The organism is Brevundimonas viscosa (assembly GCF_900116065.1).
Lineage (GTDB): Bacteria > Pseudomonadota > Alphaproteobacteria > Caulobacterales > Caulobacteraceae > Brevundimonas > Brevundimonas viscosa.
Genome location: NZ_FOZV01000004.1, coordinates 242,824 through 264,322, shown reverse-complemented (window position 1 = coordinate 264,322; position 21,499 = coordinate 242,824). Strand labels below are relative to the sequence as shown.

The following is a 21,499-nucleotide window of genomic DNA, read 5'->3' as shown; positions in this document are numbered from 1 at the left end:
ATTCCTAGAACTGGGTGGAGGTCGAGAAGCGGAAGGTCTCGGTCTTGTCGTACTCTTCCTGGCCGAGAACATGGCTGAGGTCGAAGCGGATCGGTCCCATCGGGGAGCGCCAGTGGATGCTGACGCCGGCGGAGGCGCGCAACGACAGCTCGTCGACGATGTTGGAGTCCGGCAGGCCCTGGGCGTTGACGGTGTAACGGTCGTCGAGCAGCCCGAGGGTGCCGACGTCGGCAAACAGCGAGGTGCGGATGCCGTACTCCTCGGGAAGGCCGTTGGGGACGGTCAGCTCGAGGGTGCCGATGGCGTAGAAGTTGCCGCCGAGGGCGTCGGTCGTTCTCAGATCGCGTGGCCCCATCCCGGCGGTCTCGAACCCGCGGAAGCTGTTGCCGCCCTTGAAGAAGCGGTCGTTGATCCGGATCGGGTCCCCGCCCCAGCCCGTCACATAGCCCGTCGAGGCGCTGGCGCTGACGATCCACTCGGGGGAGATGCCCCAGTAGGCGGAGACGTCGGCCTCGGTGCGGACGTAGTTCACGTCTCCCCCGATGCCGGCGAAATCCTGGCGCAGCGAACCCGTCCAGCCGCGCGTCGGGCGGATCGGATCGTTCCGCCGGTCGACGTAAAGGGTGTAGCCGGCCGACGAATTCAGGAACGAGCCGACCTGGTCGCACAGCGCGGTCGAACCGAAGCCGCTCGTGCCGCAGTAGTTGGAGGGAACGATGATCTCATCGCTCTTGAGCGAGTAGCGGGTGCTGAACAGGGTGTAGCCGTTCAGCGGATAGGACAGCCTCACCATGCCGCCGGTCGACCGGTAGTCGTAGGACGAGTACTCGCTGAGATCGTAGCGCGAGTGGAACAGATCGAAGCCCGCCCGCAGGTCGCGACCGAGGAATTTCGGCTCGGTGAAGCGGAAATCGATCTGCTGGCGCAGCGAGCCCCACTCGAGGCGGGCGACGACGTTCTGGCCCCGCCCGCGGAAGTTCCGTTCGGTGATCCCGAGGTTGACGACGAAGGAGTCGACCGAGCTGAAGCCGGCGCCCACCGACAGTTCGCCGGTCGGCTGCTCCTCGACCCGCACATTGACGACCGAACGGTCCGGGGCCGAGCCGCGGGCTTCCTCGACCGTCACGTCCTTGAAGAAGCCGAGCGCGCGCAGATTGTTGCGCGACCGCTCCAGCAGGGTGCGGTTGAAGGCGTCGCCTTCGCTCAGCATCATCTCGCGACGGATGACATTGTCCAGCGTCCGGGTGTTGCCGACCACATTGATCCGGTCGACGTAGACCCGCTGGCCCTCGCGCACCCGGAAGGTCACGTCGACGGTGTCTGTCTCCGGATTGGCGCGATACTCGGGATCGATCTCGACGAAGGCGTAGCCGGCCGAGCCGGCGGCGAAGGTCAGGGCGTCGACCGCCTGTTCGATCTTGTCGCTTTCGTAGAGGTCGCCCTCCCGGATCGGCAGCAGCAGGCGCAGGAAGTCCGGGTTCAGCCGGTCGTTCTCGGTGACGACGTCGACGTTGCCGAAGTTGTAGCGGTCGCCCTCGTCAAGGGTGAGGGTGATGGCGAAGGCGCTGTCGTCCGGAGCCAGCTCGCTGATCGCCGAGACCACGCGGAAGTCGTAATAGCCGCGGTTGGTGTAGAACTTCCGCAGTTGCTCCCGGTCGTAGTCCAGCCGGTTCGGGTCGTAGTTGTCGTTGCTGGTGAACAGCCTCCACCACTGCGACTGCTTGGTGACCATAACCTCGCGCAGGTCGTTGTCGGAGAAGGCTTGGTTGCCGAGGAAGGTAATGGCGCGGACGCCCGTCTCCGGACCCTCGTCGATCTCGAAGATGACGTCGACGCGGTTCTGGTCCAGCTGCACGATCTTCGGCGTCACCGTCGCCGAAATGCGCCCGGACAGCCGGTACAGCTCGACGATCTTGCCGACGTCCTCCTGGACGCGCGCCCGGGTGTAGATGCCGCGCGGGCGGAGGGTCACTTCCTCGGTCAGCTTGTCGTCGCTGATGGCGCCGTTCCCCTCGAACACCACCTGGTTGATGATCGGGTTCTCGACGATCTCGACGACCAGGTCGCCGTTCGGCTGCACGCCCAGCTGGACGTCGGCGAACAGCTGCGTGCGGGTCAGGGTGCGGACGGCCACGTCGAGAACGGCCGGGTCGACGGTGTCGCCCGGCTGGATCGGCAGGTAGGACAGGACCGTAGTCTGGTCGATGCGCTGGTTGCCGCGCACCAGGATGCGATTCACCAGCACCCGCTCCGACTGCGCTGGAGCCGGCGCGGCCTGGGCGGGCTCGGGCTGCACCTGGATCGCGGGGGCCGGCGGGGCCTCGGGCGGGGTCTGGGCGAGGGCGGGCCCCGCGAGACCGGCGGCGACGATCAGCGCCAGCAGGCTGGGGCTCGCCGCGCGGGCGAAACGAAGGGCGGACGCGTCTTTTCGGATCATGCGGGAAACCATCGGGGGCTGGCGTCGGCTCATCAGGCGAGCCCGCCGAGGAATTTGAACAAGCTGAGCTTCTGCAGGTCGTTCCAGGTTGCGAACAACATCAATCCCGCCAGCAAAGCAAGACCGACGCGGTATCCCAGTTCCTGGACGCGGGCGGGCACTGGCCGGCGCGCCACAGCCTCATAGCCGTAGAACATCAGGTGTCCCCCATCGAGAACCGGAATCGGAAGCAGATTAACAATCCCCATTCCGACCGAAACTATGGCGGCGAACTGGACCAGGGTCAGGGCGAGATAGGCCGCCACCAGCGGCGCCGAAGCCTCGACCGACACCGCCTGCTGGGTCACGCCGCCCGCCGCCTTGGCGATCCCGAGGGGCCCGTTCAGCAGGTCGCCCGATTCCTTGCCGACGAAAATCCGGCCGAGGTAGCGGAAGGTCGAGCCGATGACCGCGCCGATGGTGTCGATCCCCTTGCCGGCCGCCTCGAACGGATTCAGGCGACGGAAGCTGTAGTCCTGGGGCAGCGGATACATGTTCAGGCCGATGCGGGCCACACGGACGCGACCGGCGATGGCGTCGTCCTCCATTCGCCGCTCCGGCGTAGCCACCAGGCGGACCGTGCGGCCGTCCCGGTCGACGGTGAAGGTCAGGGGATCGCCGGCGCTGAGAATGACCATGCGGGTCACCTCGTCCCCGCCGCGGACCGCCCGGCCGTTGACGGCGGTGATCAGGTCGCGCGGCTGGAAGCCCGCCTCCGCCGCCGGGGATCCGGGGACCACCTGCGCGACCCGGGGCGCGACGATCTGTTCGCCCACGACGCTGAACAGCACGGTCAGCAGCGCCACCGCGAGCAGGAAGTTGGCGGCCGGTCCGGCGAAGACGATCAGGGCGCGCTGCCACACGGGCTTGAAATGGAAATAGTCCCGTTCGGCCCCGGGCCCGCGTTCGGCGACGATGCGGCTCTTCAGCTCGTCCAGCCCTGCCCGGTCGGGCACGCTGGAGGCGTCTAGATCGCCCGCGAACTTGACGTAGCCGCCCAGCGGAATCCAGGCGAGCCGCCACTCGACCCCGCGCCTGTCGACGCGGCTCAGCAGCGCCTTGCCGAAACCGATGGAGAAGCGGTCGATCTTCACGCCGAAGGCGCGGGCGACGAGGAAATGGCCCAGTTCGTGGATGGTGACGATGAACGTCAGCACCAGCAGGAAGGGCACGATGTAGAGCAGAGCCTGGCCGAGAAAGCCCGTCATGCCGGTATGGGTCCCTCCGCCGTTCAGGCCGCCGCCGCGAAACCTCGGACGATCGATTCCGCCGTCCGTCGCGCCTCCGCGTCCACGGCCAGGGCCGCGTCGCAGACGCTTTCGGAACCGGAATCCACCCCCGAGGCCGTCATGCGCGACAAGGTGTCGGCGACGACTGCGGCAATATTGAGAAAGCCCAAGCGACGGTCAAGGAAGGCCACCGCCGCAACCTCGTTGGCCGCGTTGAACACGATGGGCGCCGCCCCCCCCGCCTCCAGAGCGTCGCGGGCCAGCCCCAGCAACGGAAAACGACGCGTGTCCGGGGCCTCGAAAGTCAACTTGCCAAGAGCCGCGAGGTCCAGCCGTGGCGCGCGCCAGGCGATCCGGTCCGGCCAGGCGAGGGCGCAGGCGATCGGCGTCTTCATGTCCGGCGGCCCCATCTGGGCCAGCGTCGAGCCGTCGATGTACTCGACCAGGCTGTGGATGATCGATTCCGGGTGCACCACCACGTCGATCCGCTCCGACGGCGTATCGAACAGATAGGCCGCCTCGATCATCTCCAGGCCCTTGTTGGCCATGGTGGCGCTGTCCACCGAGATCTTCGCGCCCATGCTCCAGTTGGGATGCGCGACCGCCTGCTCGGGGGTGATGTCGGCCATGGCCCCGGCCGGCGTGGTCCGGAACGGTCCGCCCGAGGCGGTCAGGGTCAGCTTCGCCACCTGCTCCGGGGCCGTATGCGGAAACACCTGGAAGATGGCCGAATGCTCGGAGTCGACCGGAATCAGCCGTCCGCCGGAGCGGCGCACCCGCCCGATCAGGCCAGGTCCGCAGCAGACAAGGCTCTCCTTGTTGGCCAGCGCCAGCGTCGCGCCGGTGCCCGCCGCCGCCCAGGCCGAGCGCAGCCCGGCGGCGCCGACGATGGCGGCCATGACCCAGTCGACCGGCCGGGCCGCCGCCTCGGTGATGGCTTCGTCGCCCGCCGCCGCCTCTACGCCCGTGCCCGCCAGCGCCTCGCGCAGTTCGCCGAGGCGAGCGGGGTCGGCGGTGACCGCCAGCTTCGGCTTCCAGCGCCGCGCCTGTTCCGCCAGACGGGCGATGTTGGCTCCGCCGGTCAGGGCCTCGACCTCGAAGGCTCCCGAGCCGCCGGCCTCGGCCTGGGCCATCAGGTCGAGGGTCGAGCAGCCGACCGAGCCGGTGGCGCCCAGCACCGTGACGCGACGGCGGATCACGCGCTCCGCTCCAGCAGGATGGCGATCAGCCGCCCGCAGGCCACCACGACGGCCGCGAACATCAGGCCGTCGACGCGGTCCAGCAGCCCTCCGTGCCCCGGAATCAGATTGCCTGCGTCCTTCACTCCGTAGCGTCGCTTCAGCGCCGACTCCCAGAGGTCGCCGGCCATGGTGGCGATCGCTGCGGCCAGCCCCAGCGCCGCGCCCCACAGCGGGCCGATGCCCATGTCGAGGAAGGCGGCCAGCAGGGCCCCCGCCGCGCACCCGGCCGCCAGGCCTCCGATGAAGCCCGACCAGGTCTTGTTGGGCGAGAAGCGCGGCCACAGCTTGGGCCCGCCGAAGGTCGAGCCGGCGAGGTAGGCCATGATGTCCGAGGCCCAGGCCACGGCGAAGGCGAAGACCGTCCACGCCAGCCCCACGGCGGTGGAGCCGTCGCGCAGCCAGATCAGCAGCACCGCCGGCCAGCCGAGGTAGAGCACCCCATAGGCCGCATCCAGCGCCTCCTGCCCCCGGCTGCGGGCGAAGACACCCGCCGCCACGGCGCAGAACACCAGCATCACCAGGGCCAGCGACAGCTGCTCGACGTGGGCCGAGATGACCGCGGCGAACAGGCCGAACGCCACGGCCCCGGTCATCAGCCGCCAGGCGCGCGGCGCGCTCATCATCGCCCATTCGATCGACAGCAGCAGGCAGGCCGCCAGCATGATGCCAAGGAACCAGAAGCCGCCGGCCCAGATGGCCAGCACCGCCGCGGGCGCCAGCACCACGGCCGAGGCCGCCCGCAATCCGATCTCGCGGACCTTGACCGCCATCAGCCGGCCACGCGCGCGGGCGCGGCCGGGCGGCCGCCGAAACGGCGCTCACGGGCGCGGAACCGGGCGACCACGTCGGCCAGGGCCTCGGCGCCGTAGTCGGGCCAGAGGATGTCCTGATAGACCAGCTCCGCGTAGGCGGCTTCCCACAGCAGGAAGTTGGACAGTCGCTGCTCGCCCGAGGTGCGCACGATCACGTCCACCGGCGGCCCGTCGGCGGTGGACAGGCCCGCCGCCAGCGCCTCCTCGGTGAGCGGGCCGGTCGCCTGTCCGGCGGCCACCCGCTCGTAGTGCCGCCGCGCCGCGTCGACGATGTCTGCCCGGCCGCCGTAGTTGAAGGCCACCTGCAGCAGGAATTTCTCGTTGCCGGCGGTGGTCGCCTCGGTGCGGGCGACAATCTCCGCGATGTCGGCGGGCAGGCCTTCGCGCCGCCCGAGGATTCGGACCCGCACGCCGTTTCGATCCAGCTTGCGCAGGTCCGCCGCGACATAGGCGCGGACCAGGCCCATCAGGTCCGAGACCTCGTCGGCCGGGCGGCTCCAGTTCTCGGTGGAGAAGCCGAACACGGTCAGGCAGCGGATGCCGAGATCGGGCGCGGCCCGGATGGTCCGCTTCAGCGCCTCGACCCCCTCGCGGTGGCCGGCCGCCCGCGGCAGGCCGCGGGCCGCGGCCCAGCGGCCGTTGCCATCCATGATCAACGCGACATGGCGCGGCCCGTCGGGCTGGGGACTGGAGGTTTCGGCGGACATGCGCGTCTATCCTACGGCAGAACGCGCCGTCAGACCTGCATGATCTCGACTTCCTTGGCCTTCAAGGCTTCGTCGATGCGCTTGATCGCCGCGTCGGTGTCCTTCTGGACCTCGGCTTCCATCTTCTTCTGCTCGTCCTGGCTGATCTCCGAGGCCTTCTCGGCCTTCTTGAGATCGTCGTTGGCGTCGCGGCGAACGTTGCGGACGGCGATCTTCTGCTGCTCGGCGTATTTCCCGGCCAGCTTGACCAGGTCCTTGCGGCGCTCCTCAGTCAGCGGCGGGATCGGAATGCGCAGGGTCTGGCCGTCGACGATGGGGTTCAGGCCCAGGCCGGCGGCCCGGATGGCCTTCTCGACCGACACCACCATGCCGCGGTCCCAGACGTTGACCGAGATCATCCGAGGCTCCGGCACGCTGATCGCGGCGACGGCGTTCAGCGGCGAGGTCGAGCCGTAGGCCTCGACCTGCACGGGATCCAGCAGGCCGGCGTTGGCGCGGCCGGTCCGCAGCCCGGAGAACTCCTCCTTCAGCGCAGCCACCGCCTTGTCCATCCGGTCGCGGTAGCTCTTGAGGTCTGGCTTGGCCATGGTCGTTTCTCTCGTGTTTTCTTTGGTCTTGTCAGACGGACTTGCCGTCGCCGCTGATCACGGTGAAGGCGCCCTCGCCCCGCAGGGTGCGCCGGAACGAGCCGTCCTCGCGGATCGAGAACACCACGATCGGGATGCCGGAGTCACGCATCAGCGCCACGGCCGAGGCGTCCATCACCTTGAGGTCCTTCGCCAGCACCTCCTGGTAGCTCAGGGAGTCGTAGCGGGTCGCGGTCGGGTCTTTCTTCGGATCGGCGGTGTAGACGCCGTCGACGCTCGTCCCCTTCAGCAGGGCGTCGCAACCCATCTCGGCGGCGCGCAGCGCGGCGCCCGAGTCGGTGGTGAAGAAGGGCGCGCCGACGCCGGCCGCGAAGATCACAACCCTGCCCTTCTCCAGGTGCCGAAGGGCCCGGCGGCGCACATAGGGTTCGGCCACGGCGTTCATCACCAGCGCGCTCTGCACCCGCGTCTGCACGCCGATCTTCTCCAGCGCAGCCTGCATGGCCAGCGCGTTCATCACCGTCGCCAGCATACCCATGTAGTCAGCCGAGGCGCGATCCATGTCGCCGGCGGCCTTGCTCAGGCCGCGGAAGATGTTGCCGCCGCCGATGACGAGGCAGATTTCGACTCCCTCGCGGGCGACGTCGGCGATGGCCGCGGCGACCTGGGCCACGGTCTTCATGTCGATGCCGTAGCCCTGGTCGCCCATCAGCACCTCGCCCGAGACCTTGAGCAGGACGCGCTTGTAGCGGAACTCGGACGGAACGTCGGGCATCGGGCAACCTTGGGGGACGGCGGAATCGGACCCTTATAGGTAGGCCCGGCCGTGCTTCAAAGCCTCAGGATGATGGTCTCGACGATCGGCCGGCGATCCCAGATCTGGATGCTGGCCTTCTTCAGCGCCCGCGCAACCGCCTGCTCGGCGACCAGTTCGTCCGCCAGCGCCTCGCCCTTCAGTCCACGGACGACCTGTTCGACCCGTTCGGCGAGGTCGTCCAGCAGGTCGCCAAGGGGGCTCTCCTCGTCGCCGGGCAGGCCGAGGCCGCGCACGTCGATGTCGGAGACGATCTTGCCGCGCCGGTCCATGGCGAAGCTGACGATCAGCACCCCGTTCGAGGCGGCGTGGCGCCGCTCGCGCAGGGCCGCGCCGGCCTCCTCGACCAGCATGCCGCCGTCGACGTAGAGGCGGCCCGAGGGCACTTCGTCGATGATCCGCGCCGGTCCCGGGGCCAGCAGAACCATGTCGCCGTTGCGCGGCGTGACGGTTTCGGGGACCTGCATCTCCTTCGCCAGCAGGGCGTGCTCGGCGATGTGGCGACGCATGCCGTGGGTCGGCACCGCCACGTGCGGCCGCGCCCACTGGTACATCTGCCGCAGCTCGTCGCGGCACGGGTGGCCGGAGACGTGGATGCCGGGGTGATCCTTGTCCGTGTAGATGCGCACCCCGCGCTCCGACAGGGTGTCCTGCAGCCGGCCGATGGCCAGTTCGTTGCCGGGGATGACCCGCGACGAGAAGATACAGTGGTCGCCCGGCCCCAGCTTGACGAACGGGTGGGTGCCCTCGGCCACCCGCGACAGGGCTGCACGCGACTCGCCCTGGCTGCCGGTGCAGAGGTAGAGAATCTCGTCCGCCGGCCAGACCCGCGCCTCCTGCTCGGACAGGAAGGGCTGGATGTCCGACAGCATGCCGACCGACTTGGCCGCCGCCGTGATGCGGTGCATCGACCGGCCCGCCAGCGCCACGCGTCGCCCGGACGCCTCGGCGGCGCGGATCACGCTGTCCATGCGGGCCACGTTCGAGGCGAAGCAACCCACCGCCACGCGTCCCTTGAGGCCCGAGATCAGCTCGGCCAGGGCGACCTTCACGTCGCCTTCGGATCCCGCCACGCCCTCCTGGAAGACGTTGGTCGAGTCGCAGACCATGGCCAGCACGCCCTCGTCGCCGAGGCGGCGGATGGTCTCGATGTCGGTCCGCTCGCCGACCACGGGGTCGTTGTCGATCTTCCAGTCGCCGGTGTGCAGCACCGTGCCCAGCGGCGTCTTGATGGCCAGGCCGTTCGGCTCCGCGATCGAATGGGTGATGGTCACCATCTCGACCTGGAACGGGCCCAGGTCGATCTGCCCGCCCAGCGGCACCTCGTGCAGCGTCACCCGGTCGAGGATGCCCGCGTCGCGCAGCTTCTCGCGGATCAGGAAGGCGGTGAACGGCGTGGCGTACAGCGGCGCCTTGATGCGCGGCCACAGCCAGCCCAGCGCGCCGATGTGGTCCTCGTGCGCGTGGGTCAGCACGATGCCGATGATGTCCTCACCTTCGAGGAAACTCGGGTCGGGCACGATCACGTCGACGCCGGGGGTGGAGTTGTCGCCGAAGGTCACGCCGACGTCGACGACGATCCACTGGCGATTGTCGGCAGGCCCGAAGCCGTAGGCGTTCAGGTTCATGCCGATCTCGTTCGACCCGCCCAGGGGCAGGAAGACGAGTTCGTTCGATTGTTGTTTTGTCATTCGCCCTTCAGGTGGGTGTTCCGCCGCCAGATTTCCAGCAGGCCGCGGATGGTCAGGTCGGGATCGAAGGCGTCGATGCTGTCGGTCGCCCCCTCGAACAGGGAAGCCACGCCGCCGGTTCCGATCACGGTCATGGGCTTGCCCCACTCGGCCTTGATGCGCGCGACCAGCCCCTCGATCAGGGCGATGTAGCCCCAGAACACGCCGGACTGCATGTTCGACACCGTGTCCTTGCCGATCACCTTCTCGGGCTTCTGGATGGCGATGCGCGGCAGCATGGCGGCCGCCTCGTGCAGGGCCTGCAGGCTCAGATTGATGCCCGGGGCGATCACGCCGCCCTCGAAGGCGCCGTCGGCCGCGATGACGTCGAAGGTGGTGGCGGTGCCGCTGTCGATGACGATCAGGTCGCCGGGATACTTCAGGTGCGCCCCCAGCGCATTGACCAGCCGGTCCGCCCCCGCCTCCTTCGGCTTCAGGATGCGCACGGGCATGCCGAGGTCGACGTTCTCCCCGATCACCAGCGGCTCGACCTCCAGATAGCGCCGCGACAGGTTTCGCAGGTTGAAGATCGACTGCGGGACCACGCTGGAGATGATGCAGCCATCGAGGTCGCCGAGCGCCAGGCCGCGCATGGCCAGCAGCTGGGTCAGCCAGACCGCGTACTCGTCGGCCGTGCGACTGGCCTCGGTCGCGGTCCGCCACTGGGCGATCCACGTCGCGCCGTCGTGGACCGCAAACAGCGTGTTGGTGTTGCCCTGCTCGATCGCCAGCAGCATCAGCCGCCCTCCCCGAAGAACACGTCGCCCGCCGAAATCAGCCGCAGGCCGCCGTCGGCCAGCCTGAGCCGCAGCGCGCCGTCCGTCGCCACGCCCTCGGCGCGCCCCTCGATAGTCTCATGTCCCAGTCGCGCCGTCGCCGGTCCGTCCAGCCCAAGCGTCCGCGCGCGCCATGCGTCCAGCACCGGCTGGAAGCCCAGCGTCTCCCAACGCTCCATCCAGACGGCGAAACACCCGGCCAGCTCGCGGGCGGCGACCTCCACGGACGGGGGCGCGGGGACGTCGGCTGACAGGTGCTGCGCCAGCGCCGTGGCCGGGCGCTCCGTGCCGGCGGGGGCATGGGCGAGGTTCACCCCGATCCCGACCGCCAGCCACAATCCGCCGGCCGCATGGACGCCGGACTCCACCAGCACCCCGGCGACCTTCTCGCCGGCCAGCATCACATCGTTGGGCCATTTGATCGTGACCAGCGACGGCGGCGCGTACCGGTCCAGCAGGTCCGCCACGGCCAGGGCGGCGAGGAAGGTCACCTGCGCCGCCTCCGCGGGCGGCTTCCGGGTCGTGGTCAGCAGGGTGGCGAACAGATTGCCGGTGTCGCTCTCCCATGCCCGGCCGCGCCGCCCGCGCCCTGCCGTCTGCCGGCGCGCGGCGATCCACAGCGGTCCGGTTTCGCCGGCCTCGGCCCGGCGGCGGGCCTCCGCATTGGTGGAGTCGGTCTGGTCGAACAGCAGGACCGGCGCCGGCGTCACGGTCTCCTCCCCCATCGGGGGCGGGGGACCACGCGAAGCGTGGTGGAAGGGGTCACCCGACTCCGTAGCCCACGGCGGCGGCGGCGGCCCACGGCTCGAGCCAGGTCAGGCCGACGATGACCAGCGGGAAGCTGAAGGCCGCGCAGCCCCAGGCGATGGTCTTCGCCTCCAGCGGCGCGCGGTCGGTCGGCGCCTGTTCGGGGGCCGGATCGAACCACATCACCTTGATGATGCGCAGGTAGTAGAAGCCGGCCACGACCGAGGCCACCAGACCGGCGGCGCCGACCATCCAGTAGCCCGCCTCGGCGGCCGCGCCGAACACCGCCCACTTGCCCCAGAAGCCGGACAGCGGCGGCATGCCGAGCACCGACAGCGACAGGACGGTCAGGGCCAGCGTCGTCACCGGTCGCTCCTTGCGCAGGCCGGCGAGGTCCTGGATCGTGCGGATCGGCCGGCCGTTGCGGCTCAGCGACAGAAGGATGGCGAAGAAGCCGAACTGGTCGACGACGTACAGGGTCATGAACAGCAGCATGGCCTGCACGCCCAGGGTGGTGCCGGCGGCGATGCCGAGCAGGGCGTAGCCGATGTTGGCGATCGACGAATAGGCCAGCAGGCGCTGGATGTCCTTCTGCACCAGGCCGCCGAAGGCGCCGACGGCGAAGGAGATCAGCGAGATCAGGATCAGCACCTGGGACCACTGATCGTGCGAACCGGCGAAGGCCCCTTCGAGAGTCCGGGCGATCAGCACCATGGCCGCGACCTTCGGCGCGGTGGCGAACAGGGCCACGACCGGCGTCGGCGCGCCCTCGTAGACGTCGGGCGTCCACATGTGGAAAGGCGCCGCCGAGACCTTGAACGCCAGGCCGCAGATCAGGAACACCAGGCCGAAGATCAGGCCGGTCGACGGGTTGGCCGCGGCGTAGGCGGCGATGTCCTCGAACCGCATCGAGCCGGTGAAGCCGTAGATCAGGCTGGCCCCGTACAGCAGGAGACCCGAGGACAGCGCACCCAGCACGAAATACTTCAGACCGGCTTCCGAAGCGCGCAGGTCGTCGCGGTGGAAGGCGGCCAGCACATAGAGCGCCAGCGAGTGCAGCTCGATGCCGATGTAGAGCGAGATCAGGTCGCCCGAGGAGGCCATCATCCCCATGCCGGCCGAGGCCAGCACGATCAGGATCGGATACTCGAAGCGGGCGATGCGCTGGCGCTTCATCCAGCCGTCGCCGAGCACGATGGCCACGGCGCTGGACAGGAAGATCACCGCCTTGCCGAACACCGCCAGCGGGTCGGCCACATAGGCGCCATTGAAGGCGCGGCCCAGCGGGCCGGTCACGACGAGGGCCGTCGCGGCGACGAGCAGCAGCACCGACAGGGTCGACACCAGCCGCGCGCTCTTCTCGCCGGCGAAGGCGCCGACCATCAGGAGCACGAGGCCGCCGACCGCGAGGGTCGCCTCGGGGGCGGAAAGCTGCAGGGCTTGGATCAGGTCAGGCATCATCGTCTCACCCGCCGATCGCGAGCTGATAGGCGGTGGTTACGGCGCTCACCGAGGCCTCGGTGTAGTCCAGCACCAGCCCCGGCTGCACGCCGAGGATCAGGGTGCCGACGATCAGCGGCGTGAAGATCAGGATCTCGCGGCGATCCACATCGGTGATCGCCTTCATGGCCGGGTTGGTGATCTCGCCGAACATGACGTTGCGGTACAGCGTCAGGGCGTAGACCGCCGACAGGATCACGCCTGAGGCGGCCACGAAGGCCGTCCAGGTCGACACCTGGTAGATGCCGGTCATGGTCAGGATCTCACCGATGAAACCCGAGGTCCCGGGCAGGCCGACGTTGGCCATGGTAAACAGCAGGAAGATGGCCGCGAACCACGGCATCCGCGCGGTCAGGCCGCCGTACAGGGCGATCTCGCGGGTATGCATGCGGTCGTAGACGACGCCGACGCAGAGGAAGAGCGCGCCCGAGATCAGGCCGTGGCTCAGCATCTGGAACACCGCCCCCTGCACGCCCTGGTCGTTGCCGGCGAAGATGCCCATGGTGACGAAGCCCATGTGCGCCACCGACGAATAGGCGATCAGCTTCTTCATGTCGGTCTGCCGGAAGGCGACCAGCGAGGTGTAGACGATGGCGATCGCCGACAGGGCGAAGACCAGCGGCGCGAACATCTCCGACGCCTGCGGGAACATTGGCAGGTTGAACAGGATGAAGCCGTAGCCGCCGAGCTTCAGCAGGATGCCGGCCAGGATCACCGAGCCCGCCGTGGGCGCCTGGACGTGGGCGTCGGGAAGCCAGGTGTGCACCGGCCACATCGGCATCTTCACCGCGAAGCTGGCGAAGAAGGCCAGCCACAGCAGCGGCTGGGCCTGTTCGGAGAAGGCGAAGGTCTTCAGCTCGGGGATGCTGGTGGTGCCGGCCGTGTGGGCCATCCACAGCATGGCCAGCAGCATCAGCACCGACCCCAGCAGGGTGTAGAGGAAGAACTTGTAGGCCGCGTAGATGCGGTTCGCGCCGCCCCACACCCCGATGATGATGAACATCGGCACCAGGGTGCCTTCGAAGAAAATGTAGAACAGGAACAGGTCCAGCGCCGTGAACACGCCGATGACCAGCGTCTCCAGCACCAGGAAGGCGATCATGTAGTCGACAACCCGCTCGGTGATCGTCTTCCAGCTGGCCACGATGCACAGCGGCATCAGGAAGGCGGTCAGCAGCACGAACAGGATCGACACGCCGTCGACGCCGAGGTGGTACTCGGCCCCGCGGAACCAACCGAAGCGTTCGACGAACTGGTAGCCCGGGTTCGACGGATCGAAGGCCGCGACCAGCGCGATCGAGACGACCAGCGTCGCGAGCGTCGTGGCCAGCGCGATCCAGCGCGCCAGACCGTCGGCGGAGCCCTTGCTCATCAGGCGCGCCAGCAGGAGCACGCCGGCGCCGACCAGCGGCAGGAAGGTGACCAGGCTCAGGATGTAGGGGATCTGGGGCAAGATCAGGCTCCCCACGCAGAGATGGCGAACGCGAGGAACAGGCAGAGACCGATCAGCATCACGAAGGCGTAGAAATAGACGTAGCCGGACTGGAAGCGGCCGAGGCCGCCGGCGAATTTGCGCGACAGCCAGGCGAAGCCGTTGGGCCCGCCTCCGTCGATGATCTTCACGTCGCCGACCTTCCAGAACAGGTCGCCCAGCGCCTTCGCGCCACGCACGAAGATGAAGTCATAGGCCTCGTCGAACCACCACTTGTTGTAGAGGAAGCGGTGCAGCAGCCCGCCCCGCTCGGCCATGCGGCGCGCCATGCCTTCCTTGACCAGGTAGATCCACACCGCGAAGGCCGTGCCGATCAGGGTCAGCACCAGCGGCGACCACACCACCCAGGTGGGCACCCCGTGCGCGTCATGCACCACGTGGTTGGCCGGACCGTTGAAGATGGCGCCGCGCCAGAACTCGTTCTCGTGGTGGCCGGTGAAGAAGGGCTCGAACAGGAAGCCGGCGGCGATCGCGCCGACCGACAGGACAAGCAGCGGCACGAGCATGACCAGCGGGCTCTCGTGCGGCTTCAGCGGGCCGTGGTGGCCGTGCGCATGGTCGTCGTGGGCATGGTCGTGCTCAAGCGGCTCGGAGTGGGTCTCGAGCTGCGCCGCGGTCGCATGGTCGTCCGCGTGATGGGCGCCCTCCTCCTTCCACACCGGCTTGTTGTGGAAGGTCATGAACACCAGCCGCCACGAGTAGTAGGCGGTCAGGCCGGCGGCGAAGATGCCGACGAAGAAGGCGAACAGGCCCATCGGCGAGTGGTTGCTGGCCGCGGCGGCGAAGGCGCTCTCGATAACGATGTCCTTCGAGTAGAAGCCGGCGAAGCCGCCGATCCCGGGGATGCCCAGGCCGGTGATGGCGATGGTGCCGATCATCATCACCGCATAGGTGACGGGCAGCAGCTTCGCGAGGCCGCCCATCTGCCGCATGTCCTGCTCGTGGTGCATGCCGTGGATCACCGAGCCGGCGCCGAGGAACAGCAGGGCCTTGAAGAAGGCGTGGGTGAACAGGTGGAACATGGCCGCCTCGTAGGCGCCCACGCCCGCGGCGAAGAACATGTAGCCGAGCTGCGAACAGGTCGAATAGGCGATGACCCGCTTGATGTCGTTCTGGGCCAGGCCGACGGTGGCGGCGAACAGAGCCGTCACCGCGCCGATAAGCGCGACGATCTGGCTGGCCACCGGCGCGTACTCGAACAGCGGCGACAGCAGGCAGACCATGTAGACGCCGGCGGTGACCATGGTCGCCGCGTGGATCAGGGCCGACACCGGTGTCGGGCCCTCCATGGCGTCGGGCAGCCAGGTGTGCAGGAAGAACTGGGCCGACTTGCCCATGGCGCCGATGAACAGCAGGAAGGCGGCCAGATCGAGCGCCGACCAGGTGCGGCCGATGAACTCCCAGCCCGTCCCGGCGCGGTCCGCGATCATCGGGAACAGCTCGGCGAACTGGATGGTGCCGAACATCCAGAAGACGGTGAAGATGCCCAGCGCGAAGCCGAAGTCGCCAACCCGGTTGACCACGAAGGCCTTGATGGCGGCGGCCGAGGCGGTCGCCTTCTTGTACCAGAAGCCGATCAGCAGATAGGACGCCAGCCCCACGCCTTCCCAGCCGAAGAACAGCTGCATGAAGTCGGCGGCGGTGACCAGCGCCAGCATGGCGAAGGTGAACAGCGACAGGTAGGCGAAGAACCGCGGCTTGTCGGGGTCCTCGGCCATGTAGCCCCACGAATACAGGTGCACGAGCGACGACACCGTCGTCACCACCACCAGCATCACCGCCGACAGGGCGTCGATGCGGATCGACCAGTTGGAGACGAAGTCGCCGACATGGATGAACGGCGCCAGGGTGACCGTGAACGGCTCCAGATGGCCCCAGGTCCACTGGGCGAAGACGATCCAGGCGACCACGCACGAGAAGAACAGCAGGCCCGTGGTGACGGCCTGGGAGGCGACGTCGCCGATGCGACGGCCGGTCAGGCCGGCGATCGCGGCGCCGAGCAGCGGGGCGAGAACGCCCAGGGTGACGAGGGTCTCGAGGTTCACGATCAGCCCTTCATGACCGAGGCGTGGTCGACGGCGATGTCGCCGCGGTTGCGGAAGAAGGTCACCAGGATGGCCAGGCCCACGGCCGCCTCGGCGGCGGCGACGGTGAGCACGAACATGGCCATCACCTGCCCCGACACATCGTTGAGGTAGGCCGAGAAGGCGACGAAGTTGATGTTCACCGACAGCAGGATCAGCTCGATCGACATCAGGATGATGATGACGTTCTTGCGGTTCACGAAGATGCCGAACACGCCGATGGTGAACAGGATGGCGGCGACCGCCAGGTAGTGCTGCAGGGTCACGACCATCAGACCAGATCCTCGGGCTTCACGCCGGTGCCCGTCGGGACCGACTTGATCTCCATCGCCTTGTTGCGGTCGCGGCCGACCTGCCGCCCCACGTCCTGGCGCTTGACGTTCGGCTTGTGGCGCAGGGTCAGGACGATGGCGCCGATCATGGCGATCAGCAGCACGATCCCCGCCGCCTGGAAGATGTAGACGTAGTCCGTGTAGAGCACCCGGCCCAGCGCCTCGACATTGGTGGCGTCCGGGTTCGGCGTGGCCGGTCCGGTCGAGGCGGCGGCCGCGCCGCCCTGGGCGACGACCAGCGAGATCATCACCATCTCGGCCAGCAGCACCCCGGCCACGATGACCGCGAGCGGCAGGTACTTCGCGAAGCCTTCCCGCAGGCGCACGAAGTCGACGTCCAGCATCATCACGACGAACAGGAACAGCACCGCGACGGCGCCGACGTAGACGACGACCAGCAGCATGGCCAGGAACTCGGCCCCCAGCAGCACGAACAGGCCGGCCGCCGAGAAGAAGGTCAGGATCAGCCACAGCACGCTGTGCACGGGGTTGCGCGCGGTGACGACCAGCAGACCGCCGATCACGGTCACCGCCGCCAGCACATAGAAGGCAATGCCTTGCAACATCGGAGGCCAGAGCCCCTTTCGGTTATGGGCGGCGATCCCCTGCGGAATCGCCCTCCCCGGTCAGCGGTTGCGCCTTAGCGATAAGGCGCGTCGAGTTCCAGATTCTTCGCGATCAGCCGTTCCCAGCGATCGCCGTTCGCAAGCAGGCGGTCCTTGTCGTAGAGCAGCTCTTCCCGGGTCTCGACGGTGAACTCCGAGTTCGGCCCCTCGACGATGGCGTCCACCGGGCAGGCCTCCTGGCACAGGCCGCAGTAGATGCACTTGACCATGTCGATGTCGTAGCGGGTCGTGCGGCGGCTGCCGTCGGCGCGCGGCTCGGCCTCGATGGTGATGGCCTGGGCCGGGCAGATGGCCTCGCACAGCTTGCAGGCGATGCAGCGCTCCTCGCCGTTCGGATAGCGGCGCAGGGCGTGCTCGCCGCGGAAGCGCGGCGACTGCGGGTTGCGCTCGAACGGGTAGTTCACGGTGGCCTTGGGCCGCGCCATGTACTTCAGCGACAGGCCGACGGCGCCGATGACGTCGAGCATCAGCGCGCCCCTGGTCGCCTGGACGAGACGGGTCAGCATCAGTCGTTCTCTCTCTCGACGCCGCGGCACAGCTCTTCCTTGCGCGGATCGTCGTCCTGGGTGATGCGGCACAGCCGCTGCCGTTCGGCGTACTGGCGCTCGGCCGCCTGCTGGCGCCGCTCCCACTGGTGCACCGAGGTCGGCTCCGGCTCGTAGATCGGCACCGCGCAGGCCGAGGCGCAGGCGGCGACGCCCAGCAGCCCGGCGAGGATCAGGACCCGGCTCATGCGCCCACCGCGAACACGCGCCAGGCGGCGACGACGACGACCGCGACCAGCGAGGTCGGCAGGAAGATCTTCCAGCCCAGCCGCATCAGCTGGTCGTAGCGGTAGCGCGGCACGAACGCCTTCACCATGGCGATCATGGCGAACCAGAAGATGATCTTCACGAACAGCACGCCGAACAGGAACAGGTTGGCCAGGAACTGCGGCCAGCTGTCGAGGAAGTCGGTCGGGAAGCCCGGATTCCAGCCGCCGAAGAACAGCAGGCTGATCATCGTGCACATGAAGACGATGTTGGCGTACTCGCCGATCATGAACAGCAGGTACGGGGTCGAGCTGTACTCGACCTGGTAGCCGGCCACGAGTTCGGACTCGGCCTCCGGCAGGTCGAACGGCGGGCGGTTGGTCTCGGCCAGGGCCGAGATGAAGAAGATGATCGCCATCGGGAACATGACGACGATGGTCGGCCAGCTCGCCAGCCCGCCGCCGAAGGCGAACCAGTTCCAGATCCAGCCCTGCTGATCCGTCACGATCTGCGTCAGGTTCATCGTCCCGGCCAGCAGGATGACGTTGACGATCACCAGGCCGATGGAGACCTCGTAGGACACCATCTGCGCCGCTGAGCGAAGCGACCCGAGGAACGGGTACTTCGAGTTCGAGGCCCAGCCGCCCATGATGATGCCGTACACGCCCAGCGAGCTGATCGCGAAGATGTACAGGATGCCGACGTTCAGGTCGGAGATGACCCAGCCCGGCGCGAACGGGATCACAGCCCAGGCGATGAAGGCCAGCACGAAGGTGATCAGCGGGGCCAGCAGGAAGACGACCTTGTCGGCCCCCGCCGGGACGACGATCTCCTTCAACACGAATTTGAAGAAGTCGGCGAACGACTGCAGCAGGCCGAAGGGCCCGACTACGTTCGGTCCCTTGCGCATCTGCACGCCGGCCCAGATCTTGCGGTCGGCCAGCAGCAGGAAGGCCAGCGAGATCAGGATGCCGACGGTGACGAGCAGGATCGCGCCGGCGGTGGCGAGGGTCCATCCGAGCGGGGTGGTCCAGAAATCCATGGGCCTTTACTCCGCCGCCATCGCGACCGGGGCGATCCGCTGGGCGGACAGCTCGGCCATGGTCACGCTGGCGCGCGCGATCGGGTTGTTGAGGTAGGGGTCGCGCACCGGCGAGGCGAAGCCCACGTCGCCGAGGTCGCCCTTCTTTCCGAGTCCGGCCACGTCGAAGCTGGCCGGCGCCGGCAGGTAGTCGATCCGCCCGAAGGTCGGGTGGTCCGCCATCAGCTTCGCGCGCAGTTGATCGAGGGTGTCGTACGGCAGGGTCTGGCCCACCATGGCCGACAGCGCCCGCAGGATGGCCCAGTCCTCCTTGGCCTGCCCCTTGGGGAACACGACCCGCTCGGCCATCTGCACCCGGCCCTCGGTGTTGACGTACAGGCCGCCCTTCTCGGTGTAGGCGGCGCCCGGCAGGATCACGTCCGCGCCGTGCGCGCCGCGATCGCCATGGCTGCCCAGATAGACCTTGAAGGCGCCGCTGGCCGAGGCGTCGATCTCGTCGGCGCCCAGAAGGAACAGCACGTCGAGCGCGCCCTTCTTGACCATGTCGACCGCCGCCAGCCCGCCCTCGCCCGGGACGAAGCCCATGTCGAGGCCGCCGACCCGCGCCGCCGCGGTGTGCAGCACGTTGAAGCCGTTCCAGCCGTCCTTGACCACGCCGACCTTCTTGGCCAGCGCGCCCAGGGCGTTCAGCACCGCCGGTCCGGTCTCGCCGCCCAGCGCGCCCGCGCCGACGATGATCGCCGGCCGCTCGGCCTTGGACAGGAAGTCCATCGCCGCCTTCGGCAGTTTGGCCAGGGTCTTCGAACCCGCGCCCAGCCAGCTGTAGGGGTAGGTCAGATCGGCCTGCTCGCCGACCAGGCCGATCTCGCTCTTGCCGGCCAGCCACGCCTTGCGCAGCCGGGCGTTCAGCAGCGGCGCCTCGACGCGCGGGTTGGCGCCGACGATCAGCACGGCGTCGGCGTTCTCGATCCCGGCGATGCCCGAGTTGAACAGCCAGCCCTCGCGCGGGCCGTGGCCCAGCGCGCTGCCGTCCTGGCGGCAGTCGGTGTTGGGCGAACCGAGGGCGCGGAACAGGTCCAGCGCCGCCTTCATCGACTCGGCGTCCTGCAGGTCGCCGGCGACGACGCCAATCCGGTTCGCAGGCGCGGCCTTCAGCTTGCCGGCGACGAGGCCCAGCGCCTCTTCCCACGTGGCGGGGGCCAGTCGGCCGTCGGCGCCGCGCACCCACGGGCGGTCCAGCCGGCGGCGCTGCAGGCCGTCGACGACGTAGCGGCTCAGGTCCGACAGCCACTCCTCGTTGATGCCCTCGTGCACGCGCGGCAGCACGCGCATCACCTCGGCGCCCTTGGAGTCGGCGCGGATGTTCGAGCCCAGCCCGTCCATGACGTCGATGGTCTCGGTCTTCTTCAGCTCCCACGGGCGGTAGTGGTACTGCCACGGCCGGTGGGTCAGGGCGCCCACCGGGCACAGGTCGTTGACGTTGCCCGACAGCTCGCTGTCGATGTTCTTCTCGAGATAGGTGGTGATCTCGGCGCTCTCGCCACGCGAGATCATGCCGATGTCCGGCACGCCGGCCACCTCGGTGATGAAGCGGACACAACGGGTGCACTGGATGCACCGCGTCATGAAGGTCTTCACCGTCGGACCCATGTTCTTTTCTTCGACGGCCCGCTTGTTCTCGGCGTACCGCGAGCCGTCCCGGCCGTAGTACATCGACTGGTCCTGCAGATCGCACTCGCCGCCCTGGTCGCAGATCGGGCAGTCCAGCGGGTGGTTGATGAGCAGGAACTCCATCACCCCTTCGCGCGCCTTCTTCACCATCGGCGTGTCGGTGAAGATCTCCTGGCCGTCGGCGGCCGGCAGGGCGCACGAAGCCTGCGGCTTGGGCGGTCCGGGCTTCACCTCGACCAGGCACATGCGGCAGTTGCCGGCGATCGACAGCCGCTCGTGGTAGCAGAAGCGCGGGATCTCCTCCCCCGCCCGCTCGGCGACCTGGAGCACGGTCATGCCGGGCTCGAACTCGATCTCTACGCCGTTGACCTTGGCGACGGGCATCAGCGGGCCTCTTGCTCAGCAGCCACGGCGTACTGCTCCGTGGCGGTCGTCCCATCCGGGAGCGTCGTGTTGATGGTGATGGCCTCGCCGTCAAGGACGAAGCGCGTCACCGGGTCGCCGGACTGGTTCATCCAGCGGTTCTCTTCGGGCGTCGGCGCGTCGACCGGCTTCCAGGTGACCAGGTCGCCCTCGACCCGGCACTGGCCGCGGCGGCGGCCGCCGTCGACCGGGGCGGCCCAGGACAGGTTGACCACCTCCCCTTCCACGCCGTCGACCTGCATGGCCTCGATCGTCTGGCCGTGGATCGCCGCCAGGCCGGCGCGGCATACGCGGCGCAGGTCGGCGGCCGTCAGCACGACCGGGACGCTCGCCTCGGCGTCGGACGCCGACGCGGTGGCCGACACCGTCTCCGCCGCCGACGGCGCAGGCGCGTCCGTCCGCTCGCCGCAGGCGGCGAGGGCCAGGACAGCCAGCATCGGGAGGGCGGTCAGGCGCAT

General features: G+C 68.7%; 20 protein-coding genes. All 20 read right to left on the bottom strand.

Going from position 1 to position 21,499, the window contains the following annotated elements:
• Window positions 1-4: 4 nt before the first annotated feature.
• The 20 genes from bamA to BM333_RS09725 all read right to left on the bottom strand — a co-directional run bounded on the left by bamA (window position 5) and on the right by BM333_RS09725 (window position 21,499).
• Window positions 5-2,437 (bottom strand): outer membrane protein assembly factor BamA, encoded by a 2,433-nt coding sequence (gene bamA / locus BM333_RS09820; RefSeq protein WP_092310757.1) that lies wholly within the window; start codon window positions 2,435-2,437, stop codon window positions 5-7.
• A gap of 32 nt (window positions 2,438-2,469) precedes the next feature.
• Window positions 2,470-3,684: a M50 family metallopeptidase gene (locus BM333_RS09815; protein WP_092310528.1), complete on the bottom strand. Its 1,215-nt coding sequence runs from the start codon at window positions 3,682-3,684 to the stop codon at window positions 2,470-2,472.
• Window positions 3,685-3,707: 23 nt separating this feature from the next.
• Entirely contained in the window at window positions 3,708-4,904 is a 1,197-nt protein-coding gene (gene dxr / locus BM333_RS09810; protein WP_092310525.1) for a 1-deoxy-D-xylulose-5-phosphate reductoisomerase, read from the bottom strand.
• A complete protein-coding gene (locus BM333_RS09805; RefSeq protein WP_092310522.1) occupies window positions 4,901-5,716 on the bottom strand; it encodes a phosphatidate cytidylyltransferase in 816 nt (271 codons plus the stop codon). Before BM333_RS09805 ends, dxr begins: the two co-directional genes overlap by 4 nt.
• Window positions 5,716-6,465 (bottom strand): polyprenyl diphosphate synthase, encoded by a 750-nt coding sequence (gene uppS / locus BM333_RS09800; protein WP_092310519.1) that lies wholly within the window; start codon window positions 6,463-6,465, stop codon window positions 5,716-5,718. Before uppS ends, BM333_RS09805 begins: the two co-directional genes overlap by 1 nt.
• 29 nt (window positions 6,466-6,494) lie before the next feature.
• Complete coding sequence (gene frr / locus BM333_RS09795; RefSeq protein WP_092310516.1) at window positions 6,495-7,052, bottom strand: ribosome recycling factor; 558 nt, start codon at window positions 7,050-7,052, stop codon at window positions 6,495-6,497.
• Window positions 7,053-7,083: 31 nt separating this feature from the next.
• Window positions 7,084-7,827, bottom strand: a complete 744-nt coding sequence (gene pyrH, locus BM333_RS09790) for a UMP kinase (RefSeq protein ID WP_092310513.1) — start codon at window positions 7,825-7,827, stop codon at window positions 7,084-7,086.
• A 56-nt stretch (window positions 7,828-7,883) separates the two neighbouring features.
• A complete protein-coding gene (locus BM333_RS09785; protein ID WP_092310510.1) occupies window positions 7,884-9,557 on the bottom strand; it encodes a ribonuclease J in 1,674 nt (557 codons plus the stop codon).
• On the bottom strand, window positions 9,554-10,336 hold the full coding sequence (locus BM333_RS09780; protein WP_092310507.1) for a type III pantothenate kinase: 783 nt from the start codon (window positions 10,334-10,336) through the stop codon (window positions 9,554-9,556). Before BM333_RS09780 ends, BM333_RS09785 begins: the two co-directional genes overlap by 4 nt.
• Complete coding sequence (locus BM333_RS09775) at window positions 10,333-11,097, bottom strand: biotin--[acetyl-CoA-carboxylase] ligase (protein WP_092310504.1); 765 nt, start codon at window positions 11,095-11,097, stop codon at window positions 10,333-10,335. The genes BM333_RS09780 and BM333_RS09775 overlap by 4 nt, the downstream gene beginning before the upstream one ends.
• Window positions 11,098-11,134: 37 nt before the next feature.
• Complete coding sequence (gene nuoN / locus BM333_RS09770) at window positions 11,135-12,577, bottom strand: NADH-quinone oxidoreductase subunit NuoN (RefSeq protein WP_092310501.1); 1,443 nt, start codon at window positions 12,575-12,577, stop codon at window positions 11,135-11,137.
• Window positions 12,578-12,584: 7 nt separating this feature from the next.
• Window positions 12,585-14,063 (bottom strand): NADH-quinone oxidoreductase subunit M, encoded by a 1,479-nt coding sequence (locus tag BM333_RS09765; protein WP_092310754.1) that lies wholly within the window; start codon window positions 14,061-14,063, stop codon window positions 12,585-12,587.
• A gap of 11 nt (window positions 14,064-14,074) precedes the next feature.
• On the bottom strand, window positions 14,075-16,156 hold the full coding sequence (nuoL, locus tag BM333_RS09760; protein WP_092310498.1) for an NADH-quinone oxidoreductase subunit L: 2,082 nt from the start codon (window positions 16,154-16,156) through the stop codon (window positions 14,075-14,077).
• A gap of 2 nt (window positions 16,157-16,158) precedes the next feature.
• Entirely contained in the window at window positions 16,159-16,467 is a 309-nt protein-coding gene (gene nuoK, locus BM333_RS09755; RefSeq protein ID WP_092310495.1) for an NADH-quinone oxidoreductase subunit NuoK, read from the bottom strand.
• Window positions 16,467-17,093 (bottom strand): NADH-quinone oxidoreductase subunit J, encoded by a 627-nt coding sequence (locus BM333_RS09750; RefSeq protein WP_092310492.1) that lies wholly within the window; start codon window positions 17,091-17,093, stop codon window positions 16,467-16,469. Before BM333_RS09750 ends, nuoK begins: the two co-directional genes overlap by 1 nt.
• A gap of 74 nt (window positions 17,094-17,167) precedes the next feature.
• Complete coding sequence (nuoI, locus tag BM333_RS09745) at window positions 17,168-17,659, bottom strand: NADH-quinone oxidoreductase subunit NuoI (protein ID WP_092310488.1); 492 nt, start codon at window positions 17,657-17,659, stop codon at window positions 17,168-17,170.
• Window positions 17,659-17,886 (bottom strand): hypothetical protein, encoded by a 228-nt coding sequence (locus tag BM333_RS09740; protein WP_092310485.1) that lies wholly within the window; start codon window positions 17,884-17,886, stop codon window positions 17,659-17,661. Before BM333_RS09740 ends, nuoI begins: the two co-directional genes overlap by 1 nt.
• Entirely contained in the window at window positions 17,883-18,947 is a 1,065-nt protein-coding gene (nuoH, locus tag BM333_RS09735; protein WP_092310482.1) for an NADH-quinone oxidoreductase subunit NuoH, read from the bottom strand. Before nuoH ends, BM333_RS09740 begins: the two co-directional genes overlap by 4 nt.
• A 6-nt stretch (window positions 18,948-18,953) precedes the next feature.
• Window positions 18,954-21,002, bottom strand: coding sequence for an NADH-quinone oxidoreductase subunit NuoG (gene nuoG, locus BM333_RS09730; protein ID WP_092310479.1), 2,049 nt, complete (start codon window positions 21,000-21,002; stop codon window positions 18,954-18,956).
• Window positions 21,002-21,499, bottom strand: a complete 498-nt coding sequence (locus BM333_RS09725; protein ID WP_092310476.1) for a hypothetical protein — start codon at window positions 21,497-21,499, stop codon at window positions 21,002-21,004. The genes nuoG and BM333_RS09725 overlap by 1 nt, the downstream gene beginning before the upstream one ends.

What these genes read in the sequence shown, in the direction of transcription:
- bamA (WP_092310757.1), bottom strand. Translation starts at nt 2,437, where the DNA reads ATGATCCGAAAAGACGCGTCCGCCCTTCGTTTCGCCCGCGCGGCGAGC.
- BM333_RS09815 (WP_092310528.1), bottom strand. Translation starts at nt 3,684, where the DNA reads ATGACGGGCTTTCTCGGCCAGGCTCTGCTCTACATCGTGCCCTTCCTG.
- BM333_RS09805 (WP_092310522.1), bottom strand. Translation starts at nt 5,716, where the DNA reads ATGGCGGTCAAGGTCCGCGAGATCGGATTGCGGGCGGCCTCGGCCGTG.
- uppS (WP_092310519.1), bottom strand. Translation starts at nt 6,465, where the DNA reads ATGTCCGCCGAAACCTCCAGTCCCCAGCCCGACGGGCCGCGCCATGTC.
- frr (WP_092310516.1), bottom strand. Translation starts at nt 7,052, where the DNA reads ATGGCCAAGCCAGACCTCAAGAGCTACCGCGACCGGATGGACAAGGCG.
- pyrH (WP_092310513.1), bottom strand. Translation starts at nt 7,827, where the DNA reads ATGCCCGACGTTCCGTCCGAGTTCCGCTACAAGCGCGTCCTGCTCAAG.
- BM333_RS09785 (WP_092310510.1), bottom strand. Translation starts at nt 9,557, where the DNA reads ATGACAAAACAACAATCGAACGAACTCGTCTTCCTGCCCCTGGGCGGG.
- BM333_RS09775 (WP_092310504.1), bottom strand. Translation starts at nt 11,097, where the DNA reads ATGGGGGAGGAGACCGTGACGCCGGCGCCGGTCCTGCTGTTCGACCAG.
- nuoN (WP_092310501.1), bottom strand. Translation starts at nt 12,577, where the DNA reads ATGCCTGACCTGATCCAAGCCCTGCAGCTTTCCGCCCCCGAGGCGACC.
- nuoK (WP_092310495.1), bottom strand. Translation starts at nt 16,467, where the DNA reads ATGGTCGTGACCCTGCAGCACTACCTGGCGGTCGCCGCCATCCTGTTC.
- BM333_RS09750 (WP_092310492.1), bottom strand. Translation starts at nt 17,093, where the DNA reads ATGTTGCAAGGCATTGCCTTCTATGTGCTGGCGGCGGTGACCGTGATC.
- nuoI (WP_092310488.1), bottom strand. Translation starts at nt 17,659, where the DNA reads ATGCTGACCCGTCTCGTCCAGGCGACCAGGGGCGCGCTGATGCTCGAC.
- BM333_RS09740 (WP_092310485.1), bottom strand. Translation starts at nt 17,886, where the DNA reads ATGAGCCGGGTCCTGATCCTCGCCGGGCTGCTGGGCGTCGCCGCCTGC.
- nuoH (WP_092310482.1), bottom strand. Translation starts at nt 18,947, where the DNA reads ATGGATTTCTGGACCACCCCGCTCGGATGGACCCTCGCCACCGCCGGC.
- nuoG (WP_092310479.1), bottom strand. Translation starts at nt 21,002, where the DNA reads ATGCCCGTCGCCAAGGTCAACGGCGTAGAGATCGAGTTCGAGCCCGGC.
- BM333_RS09725 (WP_092310476.1), bottom strand. Translation starts at nt 21,499, where the DNA reads ATGCGCCTGACCGCCCTCCCGATGCTGGCTGTCCTGGCCCTCGCCGCC.